This window comes from Burkholderia sp. Ac-20365 (assembly GCF_017104715.1).
Classification (GTDB): domain Bacteria; phylum Pseudomonadota; class Gammaproteobacteria; order Burkholderiales; family Burkholderiaceae; genus Paraburkholderia.
Genome location: NZ_JAAGPI010000010.1, coordinates 214677 through 227124 on the forward strand (window position 1 = coordinate 214677; position 12448 = coordinate 227124).

At 62.1% G+C, this 12448-nt stretch carries 12 protein-coding genes; 6 read left to right on the top strand and 6 right to left on the bottom strand.

From position 1 onward, the window contains the following. Window positions 1–460 precede the first annotated feature (460 nt). Window positions 461–1285 carry an AraC family transcriptional regulator gene (locus G3O01_RS19890; protein ID WP_205806835.1) on the top strand — a complete coding sequence of 275 codons (825 nt, stop codon included), beginning with the start codon at window positions 461–463 and terminating at the stop codon, window positions 1283–1285. A gap of 98 nt (window positions 1286–1383) precedes the next feature. Then, complete coding sequence (locus tag G3O01_RS19895; protein WP_205806836.1) at window positions 1384–2037, top strand: LysE family translocator; 654 nt, start codon at window positions 1384–1386, stop codon at window positions 2035–2037. A gap of 7 nt (window positions 2038–2044) precedes the next feature. On the opposite strand, the gene G3O01_RS19900 is transcribed toward G3O01_RS19895, so the two are convergent. Then, window positions 2045–2536: a DUF523 domain-containing protein gene (locus G3O01_RS19900; protein WP_205806904.1), complete on the bottom strand. Its 492-nt coding sequence runs from the start codon at window positions 2534–2536 to the stop codon at window positions 2045–2047. Between the two features lie 165 nt (window positions 2537–2701). Between G3O01_RS19900 and G3O01_RS19905 the strand changes: the two genes are divergently transcribed. After that, entirely contained in the window at window positions 2702–2863 is a 162-nt protein-coding gene (locus G3O01_RS19905) for a DUF1328 family protein (protein WP_109481802.1), read from the top strand. A 78-nt stretch (window positions 2864–2941) separates the two neighbouring features. Here G3O01_RS19905 and G3O01_RS19910 read toward each other — a convergent pair whose 3' ends face one another. The 3 genes from G3O01_RS19910 to G3O01_RS19920 all read right to left on the bottom strand — a co-directional run bounded on the left by G3O01_RS19910 (window position 2942) and on the right by G3O01_RS19920 (window position 5062). After that, complete coding sequence (locus tag G3O01_RS19910; protein ID WP_205806837.1) at window positions 2942–3145, bottom strand: hypothetical protein; 204 nt, start codon at window positions 3143–3145, stop codon at window positions 2942–2944. Window positions 3146–3349: 204 nt separating this feature from the next. Further along, window positions 3350–4021, bottom strand: coding sequence for a TetR/AcrR family transcriptional regulator (locus tag G3O01_RS19915; protein WP_205806838.1), 672 nt, complete (start codon window positions 4019–4021; stop codon window positions 3350–3352). Between the two features lie 144 nt (window positions 4022–4165). Then, entirely contained in the window at window positions 4166–5062 is an 897-nt protein-coding gene (locus G3O01_RS19920; protein WP_241024103.1) for a LysR substrate-binding domain-containing protein, read from the bottom strand. Between the two features lie 100 nt (window positions 5063–5162). On the opposite strand from G3O01_RS19920, the gene G3O01_RS19925 reads away from it, so the two are divergent. Together G3O01_RS19925 and G3O01_RS19930 are read left to right on the top strand one after the other, a co-directional pair. Then, window positions 5163–6059 (top strand): EamA family transporter, encoded by an 897-nt coding sequence (locus G3O01_RS19925; RefSeq protein WP_205806840.1) that lies wholly within the window; start codon window positions 5163–5165, stop codon window positions 6057–6059. A gap of 82 nt (window positions 6060–6141) precedes the next feature. Next, entirely contained in the window at window positions 6142–6531 is a 390-nt protein-coding gene (locus tag G3O01_RS19930) for an SgcJ/EcaC family oxidoreductase (RefSeq protein ID WP_205806841.1), read from the top strand. Between the two features lie 813 nt (window positions 6532–7344). On the opposite strand, the gene mdeB is transcribed toward G3O01_RS19930, so the two are convergent. Further along, the gene (gene mdeB / locus G3O01_RS19935) at window positions 7345–10059 is read right to left on the bottom strand and encodes an alpha-ketoglutarate dehydrogenase (RefSeq protein ID WP_205806842.1); all 2715 of its coding nucleotides are present in this window, start codon (window positions 10057–10059) and stop codon (window positions 7345–7347) included. A gap of 168 nt (window positions 10060–10227) precedes the next feature. Between mdeB and G3O01_RS19940 the strand changes: the two genes are divergently transcribed. Then, on the top strand, window positions 10228–10767 hold the full coding sequence (locus G3O01_RS19940) for an Lrp/AsnC family transcriptional regulator (protein ID WP_205806843.1): 540 nt from the start codon (window positions 10228–10230) through the stop codon (window positions 10765–10767). Window positions 10768–10777: 10 nt separating this feature from the next. Here the strand turns inward: G3O01_RS19940 and G3O01_RS19945 are convergent, their stop codons facing one another. Then, window positions 10778–12412, bottom strand: a complete 1635-nt coding sequence (locus G3O01_RS19945; protein ID WP_205806844.1) for an acyl-CoA synthetase — start codon at window positions 12410–12412, stop codon at window positions 10778–10780. Window positions 12413–12448 lie beyond the last annotated feature (36 nt).

Here is a 12448-nt window from a genome sequence, read left to right on the forward strand (position 1 = left end):
TAAGCGCGGCTTTCCCAGGGTATTTGCCCCTCGGTCAGCAACGGATGTCCAAATGTTAAATATCTGGCCATCTCTTCATACGGATGAAAATCTGCAGACTGGAAAGATCAGAGGATATGAAGCGCTATCTCTGTGAATCGGCGCGCATTTTAACGTGTTCTATCGCAAAGAAAAGGGGTGTCGTAAAAATATCACGGAGCTTGAAAAACCTTTAACTGGCGGCCGTGAAAATATCGAATTAAGCCTGAGAACGGCTCGCAAACGTTAAACAGATAATCGCGAACGGATATTCACTTTTCGTTATTCCTTCAATTTGCCGTCGTCGTATTACCAACTATTTCATGCATGCGCCGGCCATTTAAAAACCGATAATCCCGGTTTGAAAGGCGCGCAAACGATTTCGTGGTTGCAACGTGTTGCAACTCGCAGCGACACGCGGGTTCATGCGATCATCGGTCGCATGAACGATCAACGTTACTGGTGCGATCCGCAGTTACCATTCGTCGAAAGCCGGCTGGCTTCTAAATCGCGTGCGTGCTATGTGCCGCATACGCACGACACGCTTTCGATCGGCGCCGTCGACAGCGGACACAGCAACTACGCATGCGGCGACGACCGCGCGCGCCTGGGCCCGGGCAGCCTCGTCCTGATTCCCGCAACGCGGGTTCACTCGTGCAACCCCGACATGGACGGCGAGTGGAGCTACCAGATGCTTCATCTCAACGTCGAATGGGCGAGCGGCGTGCTGCAGGAATGCGGCATTGCGGATGCGCAGGACGTGCTCGCGCGTTCGTCGATCAACCAGAACCGCGCAGCGTATCTGCGCTACTGCGCGCTCAACCGCCTGCTGTTCTCGAACGCGGATTGCGCGGAGAAGGAAGCGGCACTGATCCTGTTCGTCAGCGAGCGGTCGTGGCTCGGCGAGCCGCGCGAGATGCCGCCGGTGCCGCGTATCGCCGCTGATCGACTTGCGCGCATCACCGAGTTCCTGCGTGTCGCGTATGGCGAGCGCCTGCCCATCGAGCAGCTCGCGCAGATGGCGGACATGAGCCGCTATGCGTTCATTCGCGCGTTCCGCGCCGCCACCGGCATGTCGCCGCATGCCTGGCAACTCGATCTGCGCATCAATGCCGCACGTCGGCTGTTGCGTCATGGACATGCGCTCACGGCAATCGCCCATGAACTCGGCTTCGCGGATCAGGCGCACTTCCAGCGCGCATTCAAGGAACGCGTCGCGATGACGCCGGGCGCTTACCGGCGCGCCGCCGTGTCCACTGCTTCATAAGCGCCCTTCTCCCGCCCTTTTCCTTTACGACTGCGCACTTTTCTTCAATATCTTCGTTGCGCGCTCGCGCAGACTCCTCGCACACACAAGGAGTCGAGATGGGTCTTTCTCTTCAGCAGTTCGCGATGGTCGCGGGCGCGCATCTGCTTGCGCTGCTTAGCCCCGGACCGGATTTCTTTCTGATCGCACGCAGCGCGCTGTTGCGCGGCTGGCGCAAGACGGGCGCCGTATGCTTCGGCATCGCGTGTGCCAATGGCGTGTTCATCGCGCTTGCGGTCGGCGGCTTTGCGGCACTGCATCGACATGGCGTCGCGTTCGCGCTCGTGCAGGCAGCCGGTTGCGCGTATCTGGCCTATCTCGGCGCGATGATGCTTCGGCATGCCAGCGCGGCGTCTGTCGTGCCGCATGGGCGAGATGGCGCGACTGCGCCCGGCAAGACAGGCGCGTGGCACGCGCGCTTCGCGATGGGCTTTGCTTCCGCGATTCTCAATCCGAAGAACGCACTCTTTTACGCGAGCCTGTTTGCCCTGCTCGCGGCACGCGACGCGCCGTTCGGCGCGCAGATCGTCTATGGCGTGTGGATGTTCGCTGCCGTGTTCGGCTGGGATCTGCTCGTCGCGATGGGCATCGGGCATCCGTCTGTGGTCGCGCGCTTCACCACGCATCGTGCGTCGATCGAACGTGTCACGGGCGTTGTGCTGCTTGCCATCGCGGCAAGCGTATTGACCATGCTTGCGCGCGACTGGCTATGACTTCATGTCATCGATCGCAGTCGATCAATGCTGCAAGCTCATCGATCCTGTCAGGCGCGAACACACGGATGCCGTGCCGTTCGAGCAACGCAGCTGTCACGCCGGATGCGGCGTGCCGGATGCCCGCGAACATGCCGTCGTAGATATAACTGCTTCCGCACGATGGACTGCCGTCCGCCAGCAATGCATAGCGGCAGTCGTAGGCCTGCGCCTGTTCGAGCGCATGACGCGCGCCGTCGACGAACAACGCGGTAACGTCGACGCCCGCGTTATCGCAGATACTCGCGGTGCCGTCGAGCACGTCGCCGCCATGCCGGCGCAACTGGATTTCGGCGGGACGACGCGGCGTGCTGAAGCCCGCCGCCACTTCGGGGCACACGACGACGAGCCGCCCTTCATCGCGCCACGTCTGCAGCAGCGAGTCCGCGAGCGTCTTCGCCGAGCCGTCGTAACGGACGGGCAAACCGGCAAGGCACGCGCTTACGAGTATCCTGTCCATATTGCGAGTATCGGGTTCCAGCAGCATCTCGCGGAGCGTCCGTTCCCGTTGGGCACGGGTGTTGCTCCAGCCGAACACGGCGTCGCCCATATCAGTCGACGCGGTTCCCGCGAGTGGGTCGGTCATTGCATCGATCTGTCCAGCAACCCTTTGGTGGAGGCTTCCATGCTTCGATACGCTGCCATCTTTTTCATTATCGCCATTATCGCGGCGGTCTTCGGATTCGGCGGCATTGCCGCTGGCGCTGCGGAAATAGCGAAAGTGCTGTTCTTTATCTTTATCGTGATCTTTCTGGTCACGCTGCTCATGGGCGTGATCAGGCGTTGACGTTCAATGCGATTCTCGCTGCGAGCGGGCGTGCAATTTGTAGCGCGTCCGCTTGCAATACTTGCCGGCCCCACGCCATCAGTTTCCTGAGCGCAACTCCAGCGCGCTCAACGCTTCGTCGAGTCTTCTTGCACGGTTCACCTGAGCCGGAATGCGGGCGGCCGCCGTGACGTCGTCGACACGCTTGCGCCAGTACGACAGCGGAATCGGCTCCGTGCCGGAAATGCGCGCCAAGACGTGTTCGAGATGCTCGAGGGTCGACTCGAGCTGATGATGGTTCATGCCTTTCCCCGGTCGCGCCGTCCGCGCGGATCGACTGTGCGGTCGTCGCGGCGGCGTCGAATTGATATGTCCTTCAGGAGGCTGTCGCGCTGCGTGGATCGGCAGGCGCTTGCAGCCCTCGGACGCACAATATGACATCGGGAAAAAATCCTCGGCAAGCCCGCTTTCGCGCGCTGTTGCATATACGAGGAATCCTCATAACTTTCACGCGCGCGTAAAACTGTCATCCTCTGGCGCGAGCCGTGGAATATCGGGGCTGAGGTCGTAGTTCAGGAAACCCAGAATCAGGCGCACCATCTCGTCTTCGAATGCGTCGGTGCCGAAGTATTTCGGCCGCTCCAGTGCCGTGGCGAGCAGCACACCGGAGATTGCACGAAACAGCACGAAGCGCGCTTCGTCGCGTGCGATGCGTTTGCCCAGATCCGGGTTCTCGCGGTTCAGCGTGCCCGCGATCAGCTCGAAGTAGCGCCGCATGCCCTGCCCGATCGGCGTATCGGGCGCGGCGTCCGCCCATTCGGCGCGCAGGATGCTGTAGAAACGCGGGCGATCGCCAATGAACGCCGCCGTCACACGCATCATGCGCCGGGCGTTGAGGCCCGTGCCGAATGGCGCGGGTTGGGAAAGCGCATCCCTCATCATTGCCGTCAGGCGCTCCAGTTCGCGCCGCGCAAGCGCTTCGATCAGCCCCTCCTTGTTCGGAAAGTACTGATAGATCGCACCGATGCTGAAGCCTGCCGTATCGGCGACGCGCTGTGTCGTCAGCCCGGCCTTGCCATGGGATTCGAGCGTGCGGGCGGCGGCTTCGAGAATGCTGTCGAGCGCGAATTCGGCGCGCGCCTGCTTGGGCTGCCGACGCGACGTATGAGTCGTGGGCAAGGAAACTCCGCGATTGATGGTTATAGGTCGTTGAACATGCAACGTGATGCACGCAGTTTGCATGAACCGCGGCGAAGATGGAACGCGCTCCCATGTGCGCAATGCATCATCCGCCAGCGAGGTTATCACGCGGCTGCGCGCGGATCACCGGCGCAGGGTTCTAGAAGCACGCTCGACAAAGCCGAGATCGAGCTCTTCGCAGAGGAAGGTCTGCAAGGCGTCGACGGCGGATTCCTGTGCACCTGCGGCGTGGCGCACGAACAGGCCGAGATCGGCGGCGGGCGGCTCCGGCAGGCCATCCGCGGGGCCGAGCACGCGCATCGTGTCGTAGCGGATATTGCCGTCGAGCAGCACCGATACACCCAGCCCTGCTTCGACGGCCGACTGCACGGCAGGCAGGCTCGTGCTCGTGCAGACCACGCGCCACGCGATACCCGCGCGCCGCAGTATCGACATCACCTGCTGCTGCCACAGACACGCGCCGCCGAACGCGACGAGCGGCAGCGGCACGCCGGGATCGGGCAGATAGCCGCGCGCGCCGACCCAGAAGAGCGGTTGCGTCCACGTGACGAGCGGTGTCGCATCGACCATCGCGGGATCGCCGACGAGCACGTCGAGCGCACCGTCGGCCAGCCGCTGCGACAGCGCGGCGCTCGCATCGACGACGATCTCCAGCGCGACCTGCGGGTGCGCTGCCGAAAAACGCCGCAACGCACGCGGCAGTCTGCCGACGGCCACGTCTTCGAGCATGCCCAGCCGCACAGTGCCCGCCACATCGCCGACTTCGAGCGCGCGGCGCGCATCCTCGCCCGCGCCGAGAATCGCGTGGGCGTATGGCAGCAGCCGATGCCCGGCGTCCGTCAGCCGCACACCGCGCGGCGAGCGCTCCAGCAGCCGCTGGCCGATGTCGTCTTCCAGCCGCCGCAACTGCATGCTGACGGCTGCCTGCGTGCGCGCAAGCCGCGCCGCTGCCGCGCTGACGCCGCCCGTTTCGGCGACGGTTACGAAGGCCCGCAGAAGACTGCTATCGAAGTCGCGCATTATCAGCGTCCGTGATAGTGACATAAGAAATATCAGCTTATCTTAATGCTCAATTCGTCGATATGATGGATCTGTCTGCTGCACACGATTGCCCAATTACATGAAAGATTCCACGCTCGCCGATTCCCTCGCTTTCGACGCCACGTCCCCTCCCGCCGTCCCGCAACGCCATATTGGTCTCGCCGCGCTGCTCGGGCTGCTGTCGATGTCGTGCGTGCAGTTCGGTGCGGCGCTCTCCGCGCCGACCATGGCCGCGTTCGGCGCGTTCAGCACGACGTGGCTGCGACTGGCGTGGGCGGCGGTGATATTGGCGCTTGTGGTGCGCCCGAAGCTGCGCAGCTATTCGCGCGCGCACTGGCTCGCGGCGGGCGTGCTGGGCGTCGCGATGGCGGGCATGACGCTGTGCTTTTTCTCGGCGATCGAGCGCATTCCGCTTGGGCTTGCCGTTGCGATCGACTTTCTCGGCCCATTGACTGTCGCGACGCTGGGCGTGCGGCGTCTGCGCGCGCTGCTGTGGCCGCTGCTGGCCATCGCAGGCGTGCTGCTGCTTGCGCATGACCGCGCGGGCTGGATCGGCGAGCCTGTGGGCATGCTGCTCGCGATGGGCGCCGCGTGCGGCTGGGGCAGCTATATCGTGCTGATGAAAAAGACGGGTGCGTTGTTTCCCGGGCTGGAAGGTCTGTCTGTATCGCTGATTGCTGCGGCGCTCGTCGCGACGCCGTTCGGTCTTGTCGAACATGGCTTGCATATTGCGCCGATGCAACTGGCGGCCACTGCCGGTCTTGCAGTGCTCGTGCCATTGCTGCCGTATGCGCTCGAGATGATCGCGCTGCGTCATATGCCTGCTTCGTCGTTTGGGATTCTGATGAGTGTCGAGCCCGCTATTGGCGCGCTGGCAGGTTTTGTCGTGCTGCATCAGCCGATGACGGCGTTGCAACTGGCGGGCACGTTGTTTGTCGTGAGTGCGAGTGTCGGGGTGATCGTGACGTCGAAGTGAGTTTCGCTGGCAGGCGCGAATGATGCGTTCTCTGGTCCGTCTACAATCGACGGCTCACATGCCGATTTGCGAGGACCGCATCATGACCGACGACGAACGCGCTATCCGACAACTGATCGATACATGGCTTGCCGCGAGCAAGGCCGGCGACACAGCCACCGTTCTGAGCCTGATGACCGACGATGCGGTTTTTATGGTGCCCGGGCAGAAGCCGTTCGGTAAGGCTGCTTTTATGGCTGCGTCTGAAGCGCAGAAGCATATCGATATCGATGGTAAGAGTGAGATTCTTGAGCTTCAGGTGTTGGGGGATTGGGCTTTTTTGCGCTCGCAGCTGGAGATCACGATATCGCCAAAGGATGGCTCTGCGCCGCCCGTGCGTCATGCCGGTTGTACGCTGACTATTCTGCGGAAGGAGACGGATGGGCGGTGGTTGTTGGCGAGGGATGCTAATTTGCTGTTGCCTTCGGTTTGATGGTTTTTGGTTTTTGTTTTGGTTTTTGTTTTGGTTTTTGTTTTGATTTTTGGTCTTGTTGTTGGCTTTTGTCGTTGCGGGCATCCGCGATTCGCCTTCGTGCTTCAAGCGTCGCCCCTGTGCGGGGCGGCACTTACTTTCTTTGCCGCCGCAAAGAAAGTAAGCAAAGAAAGCGGGCTAACACCGCCCGTGCTTGACCACCGCCTGAGGGCCCCCATCGGGTCTTCCGCTTCACACGGCAACTTCTCAGTCACCGCCCGTTGCCAACGCTCCGAACCTGCGCCTCACCCACTTCAAGTACCCGTAGCACAGCCAGCGGCAGCGAATGGTTGCGGCCGCCCAGGTGGCAAACTGTGTGTAGGTTGTAGTACTCCATACCTTAGTGCTCCTACGACACCGATCGCGCTTTCGAGCCGTGACCCTGGTTTTCAGTCTGGAGTGGAGCGCATTCGGCGCGAAAGCCTACACACAGTTTGCCGCTATAGAACGTGTGAGATTTGATCGCGCGTGTGGCGACGCGGGTGTGTGAAGTGGTTGATGAGCCAATTCGAAGCGTTGGCAGCGGGCATTGAGAAGGGAGATGCCGCGAACGGGACGGGGCCGTTGGGGGCCCGTGGGCAAACGTCAAGAATTGGCGGTGTTCAGCGGCTTTCTTTTGCCTACTTTTCTTTGCCGCGGCAAAGAAAAGTAGGTGCCGCCCCGCACAGGGGCAACCCAGGCAAACCAATAACAAATCGCGGATGCCAGCAAAAACACGAGCACACCAAACCAGGCGCCGCAAAACAACCAAACCAAACAAAACCAAACCAAAACCTACTTCTCCCAAGGCGTCGCCTTACCAGCCTCAACCCGTTTGTACTGTCCACGCGCCTGCGCAACAACATCCCGCGAAATCGAGCCATCATCAGCAAGCGCCTTCAGCGCCGCAATCACAATCGACGCCCGATCCACTTCAAAAAAAGCCCTCAGCGCCGCACGCGTATCACTCCGACCGAACCCATCCGTACCAAGCGTCACATAACGACGCGGCACATACGCGCGAATCAGCTCAGGCACAGCACGCACATAATCGGTTGCGGCGATCACCGGCCCGCGCGATGCAGCAAGCACAGAAGTCACATACGGCGTCGCCCCTGCATCATCATCGAACAACCGTTCAGCACGCTCCGCTGAAACCCCATCTCGATGCAACTCGGTGAAACTCGTCACACTCCACACGGCAGCATCGATATTCCAGTCATCCTTCAACATGCGCGCCGCCGCCTGCACTTCGCCGAGAATCGCACCCGAGCCAAGCAACTGCACTTGCGCTACTTCGTGCGCAGCGCGATCGAGCGGATACATACCCTTCAACACACCTTCGCGCACGCTATCGAACGACGCCGCAGGCAAAGAGGGCTGCGCATAGTTCTCGTTCGTCACCGTCAGGTAATAGAACACATCGCGCTGACGTTCGATCATCTCGCGCATGCCTTCATCGACGATCATCGCCACTTCATACGCGAACGCGGGATCGTACGCGCGGCAGTTCGGCACCGTCGATGCCGCGAGATGACTCGTGCCATCCTGATGCTGCAGACCTTCGCCGCCAAGCGTCGTCTTGCCCGCTGTCGCGCCGATGAGAAAGCCTCGCGCGCGCTGATCAGCCGCGGCCCAGATCAGGTCGCCGATGCGCTGGAAGCCGAACATCGAGTAGTAGATGTAGAACGGCAGCATCGGCAGATCGTGCACGCTGTACGACGTCGCCGCCGCAATCCACGACGACACCGCGCCCGCCTCCGATATGCCCTCCTCCAGAATCTGGCCGCCCGTGTCTTCGCGGTAATAGAGCATCGAACCGAGATCTTCCGGCTCGTACAACTGACCGAGCGGCGAATAGATGCCGACCTGCCGGAACAGGTTCGCCATGCCGAAGGTGCGCGCCTCGTCAGCGACGACGGGCACGACGCGTGACCCAAGCGATGCATCCTTCAACAGGCTGCCGAGCATCCGCACGATCGCCATCGTGGTCGACATCTCCTTGCCGTTCGCGTCCAGCGCGAATTGTCCCCAGGCTGGCATCGCAGGCACGGTCGGTGTCTGCGATGCCGCTTTCCGCCTTCTGGGCAGATAGCCGCCAAGAGCAGCCCGGCGTGCATGCAGGTACTGCATTTCCGGGCTGTTTTCTGCGGGTTTATAGAACTTGAGCTGCTCGACGTCTTCATCGGATAACGGCAGGCGGAAGCGGTCGCGGAACGCCTTCAGCTGTTCGACGTCGAGCTTCTTCTGCTGATGCGTCGTCATGCGGCCCTGGCCGATCGAGCCCATGCCGAAGCCTTTCATCGTCTTCGCGAGAATCACGGTAGGCTGGCCGCGGTGTTTCAGCGCACGCTCGTATGCTGCATGCAGCTTGCGCACGTCATGGCCGCCGCGGCGCAAGCGGTCGATGTCGTCGTTGCTCAGATGCGCGGCGAGCGCGGCCAGTTCAGGGTTCTGTCCGAAGAAGCGCTCGCGGTTGTACGCGCCGTCATTCGCCGAGAAGGTCTGGAACTGGCCGTCGACCGTGTGCGCGAATGCGCGCAGCAACGCGCCCGTACGATCGCGTGCAAAGAGCGCGTCCCAGTCCGAACCCCACAGCACCTTGATCACGTTCCAGCCCGCGCCCGTGAACTGCGCTTCGAGTTCGTCGATGATGCGGCCATTGCTGCGCACGGGTCCATCGAGCCGCTGCAGATTGCAGTTGATCACGAACACCAGATTGTCGAGCCCCTCGCGCGCCGCCAGCGACAACGCGCCGATCGATTCCGGCTCGTCCATCTCGCCATCGCCGAAAAAGCCCCAAACCTTGCGGCCTTCCGTCTCCAGCAGATTGCGGTTCTGCAGGTAGCGCATGAAGCGCGCCTGGTAGATCGCGTTGATCGGCCCGATGCCCATCGAGCCCGTCGGAAACTGCCAGAAGTCCGGCATCAGCCACGGATGCGGATACGAACACAAACCCGGTCCCGCGATCTCGCGTCGATAGTGTTCGAGATGCGTCTCGTCGAGAAAGCCTTCGAGGTAAGCACGCGCATACACGCCCGGCGACGAATGCGGCTGGAAGTAGACCAGATCGCCGCCGTGCGAATCACCGGCCGCGTGAAAGAAATGATTGAAGCCCACTTCGAACAGATCGGCCGCCGATGCATAGCTCGCGATATGCCCGCCCAGTTCGCCATACGCGCGATTGGCCCGCACCACCATCGCCAGCGCGTTCCAGCGCAACGCGGCGGCGAGCTTCTCTTCGGTGTCGAGATCGCCCGGATACGGTGACTGCTGATCGACGGAAATCGTGTTCGCGTAGGGCGTCACGTTGGCGCGCGCCGTCGCCACGCCATTGCCGAGCGCATGCGCGGCCAGCCGGTCGAACAGATATTGCGCGCGCTCGATACCAACATGCTGGACGACGCCGTCGAGCGCAGACAGCCATTCGGCCGTCTCCTGCGGATCGGTGTCGATACGAGCTTGTGTGAGGGCAAGAACGGGGCGGGCACCGCTCGATAAGTCCGTCATGGCGCAACTCCGGCTGAAAAGCGTAATTAGGCGTAGGTGAAAATCGCTCGAAAACGTGTAATCAGCTTACCCACGCACCCGCAAAATGTGCGTCTCTTTTGCGTCGTTGGCCGCTTTCAGATAGTGTATTTATTCCTGCGGATTGACCAAATACGGAATATTTACACTATGACTTCCGACGCAAAACCCGCCGCGCGCCAGCTGGACCGGATCGACATCGCGATCCTGCAGCAGCTTCAGCAGAACGCGCGCATCACCAACGCGGAGCTGGCGCGCGCCGTCAATCTGTCGCCCACGCCGTGTTTCAACCGCGTGCGCGCGCTCGAAAAGCTCGGCCTGTTCCGGCAGCAGGTCACGCTGCTCGACGCCGAGGCGATCGGGCTGCGCATCAATGTGTTCATTCAGGTGAGTCTCGAGAAGCAGGTCGAAGACGCGCTGCGCCGCTTCGAGCAGGAAGTGGGCGAACGCCCCGAGGTGATGGAGTGCTATCTGATGACGGGCGACGCCGACTATCTGCTGCGCGTGGTCGTGCCCGATATGCAGAGCCTCGAACGCTTCATCGTTCAGTGGCTCACGAAGATTCCCGGCGTGTCGAATATCCGCTCGAGCTTTGCGCTCAAGCAGGTGCGCTACAAGACAGCGTTGCCGCTGCCTGTGGCAGGGCTCACGCTGTCGTCGCAGGACGATGCGCCGCGTGAATGGGCATAACGGAGCTTGATCACGTCGACGGCGTCACGCGTTCGCGCAGTTCGCGGCGGATGATCTTGCCCGTTGCCGTCATCGGCAAGGCGTCGACGAAATGGATCGTGCGCGGATATTCGTGCGCGGCGAGATGCGTCTTCACATGCTGCTGGAGCGTCTGTACGAGCGCGTCGCTCGGCTGATAGCCGGGATTCAGCACGACGAACGCAGTGACGATCTCCGTGCGCTGCACATCGGGCGCACCGACCACGGCCGCCATGCGCACGGCGGGATGACGCAGCAGGCAGTCTTCGATCGGCGCAGGACCGATCCGGTAGCCGGCGCTCGTGATCACGTCGTCGTCGCGGCCGACGAAGCGGATAAAGCCGTTCTCGTCCATCAGGCCCATATCGCCTGTGAGCAGCCAGTCGCCGCGAAACTTGTCGCGCGTCGCGCGTTCATTGCGCCAGTAGCCGAGGAACATCACCGGGTCGGGCGCCTGAATCGCGATGTTGCCGGGCTCGCCGCGCGGCAACGTGTGCCCCGCATCATCGAGGATCGCTACGCGATGGCCAGGCACCACCTTGCCGATCGACCCGAAGCATGGCTCGAACAGCGTCGCACATGACGCGACGACCACGTTGCATTCCGTCTGCCCGTAGAACTCGTTGATCGTCACGCCGAGCGCGCGCCGCCCCCAGCCGATCAGTTCCGCACCGAGCGATTCGCCGCCGCTGGCCACCGCGCGCAGCGACAGTGTCCAGCGTTCGGGATGCTCGATGGTGCGCATCATCTTCAACGCAGTCGGCGGCAGGAACGCATGGGTGACGGCGTGACGCTGCATCAGATCGAACGCGGCCTCTCCATCGAACTTCTCGAAACGGCGCGCAAGCACAGCGACGCCGTGATGCAAGGACGGCAGCAGCACATCGAACAATCCACCGATCCACGCCCAGTCAGCGGGCGTCCACATCAGGCGGGCACCGTCCGGAAAGAACGCCTGCGGCATCTCCACACCCGGCAGATGACCGGGCAACACGCGATGTGCGAGCAGCGCGCCCTTAGGCTTGCCCGTCGTGCCGGACGTGTAGATGATGACAGCGGGATCGTCGGCTGCGGTCGGCTCCGCGTCGAAATGGGCCGGCGAGGCATTGAGCGCCGACCAGAACGACTCGACCTGAAGCGCGGCGTCGGCGTGGTCGGTATCGATGCAGAAGATCGAGCGCAATTCAGGCAGACTCGCACGCACCGACGCGATCTTCTGCGCGCCAGCCAGATCCGTGACGAGCGCGACGGCACCGCTATCGGACAACCGATATTCCAGTGCATCGGGACCGAACAGCGCGAAGAGCGGCACCGCGATCGCTCCGCATTTGTACACGGCAAGATGCGCGAGCGCCGTCTCCACCGATTGCGCGATAAAGATGCCAACCCGGTCGCCCTTCTTCACGCCGCTTGCGCGCAATGCATTGGCGAAACGGTCCGACAGCGATTTGAGTTCGTCGAAGGTATAACGCGTGGCCTGCCCTTCGCGCGTCTCGCAGATCAACGCAAGGCGGCCGCTGCCATCGGCCCATTTGTCGCATACATCGATGCCGATGTTGTACTGCTGCGGAATGCGCCATTCGAACGCGGCAACGAGGCCTTCGTATGTGTCGGCGGCAGGAAGCATGCGTGTCTCCCAATTATTGTGTTCGCCCATGCTACT

Excerpts from the sequence above, each read along its gene's own strand:
- G3O01_RS19895 (WP_205806836.1), top strand. The coding sequence starts at position 1,384 with ATGGGTCTTTCTCTTCAGCAGTTCGCGATGGTCGCGGGCGCGCATCTG.
- G3O01_RS19945 (WP_205806844.1), bottom strand. The coding sequence starts at position 12,412 with ATGCTTCCTGCCGCCGACACATACGAAGGCCTCGTTGCCGCGTTCGAA.
- G3O01_RS19920 (WP_241024103.1), bottom strand. The coding sequence starts at position 5,062 with ATGCGCGACTTCGATAGCAGTCTTCTGCGGGCCTTCGTAACCGTCGCC.
- mdeB (WP_205806842.1), bottom strand. The coding sequence starts at position 10,059 with ATGACGGACTTATCGAGCGGTGCCCGCCCCGTTCTTGCCCTCACACAA.
- G3O01_RS19900 (WP_205806904.1), bottom strand. The coding sequence starts at position 2,536 with ATGGACAGGATACTCGTAAGCGCGTGCCTTGCCGGTTTGCCCGTCCGT.
- G3O01_RS19905 (WP_109481802.1), top strand. The coding sequence starts at position 2,702 with ATGCTTCGATACGCTGCCATCTTTTTCATTATCGCCATTATCGCGGCG.
- G3O01_RS19890 (WP_205806835.1), top strand. The coding sequence starts at position 461 with ATGAACGATCAACGTTACTGGTGCGATCCGCAGTTACCATTCGTCGAA.
- G3O01_RS19940 (WP_205806843.1), top strand. The coding sequence starts at position 10,228 with ATGACTTCCGACGCAAAACCCGCCGCGCGCCAGCTGGACCGGATCGAC.
- G3O01_RS19910 (WP_205806837.1), bottom strand. The coding sequence starts at position 3,145 with ATGAACCATCATCAGCTCGAGTCGACCCTCGAGCATCTCGAACACGTC.
- G3O01_RS19925 (WP_205806840.1), top strand. The coding sequence starts at position 5,163 with ATGAAAGATTCCACGCTCGCCGATTCCCTCGCTTTCGACGCCACGTCC.
- G3O01_RS19930 (WP_205806841.1), top strand. The coding sequence starts at position 6,142 with ATGACCGACGACGAACGCGCTATCCGACAACTGATCGATACATGGCTT.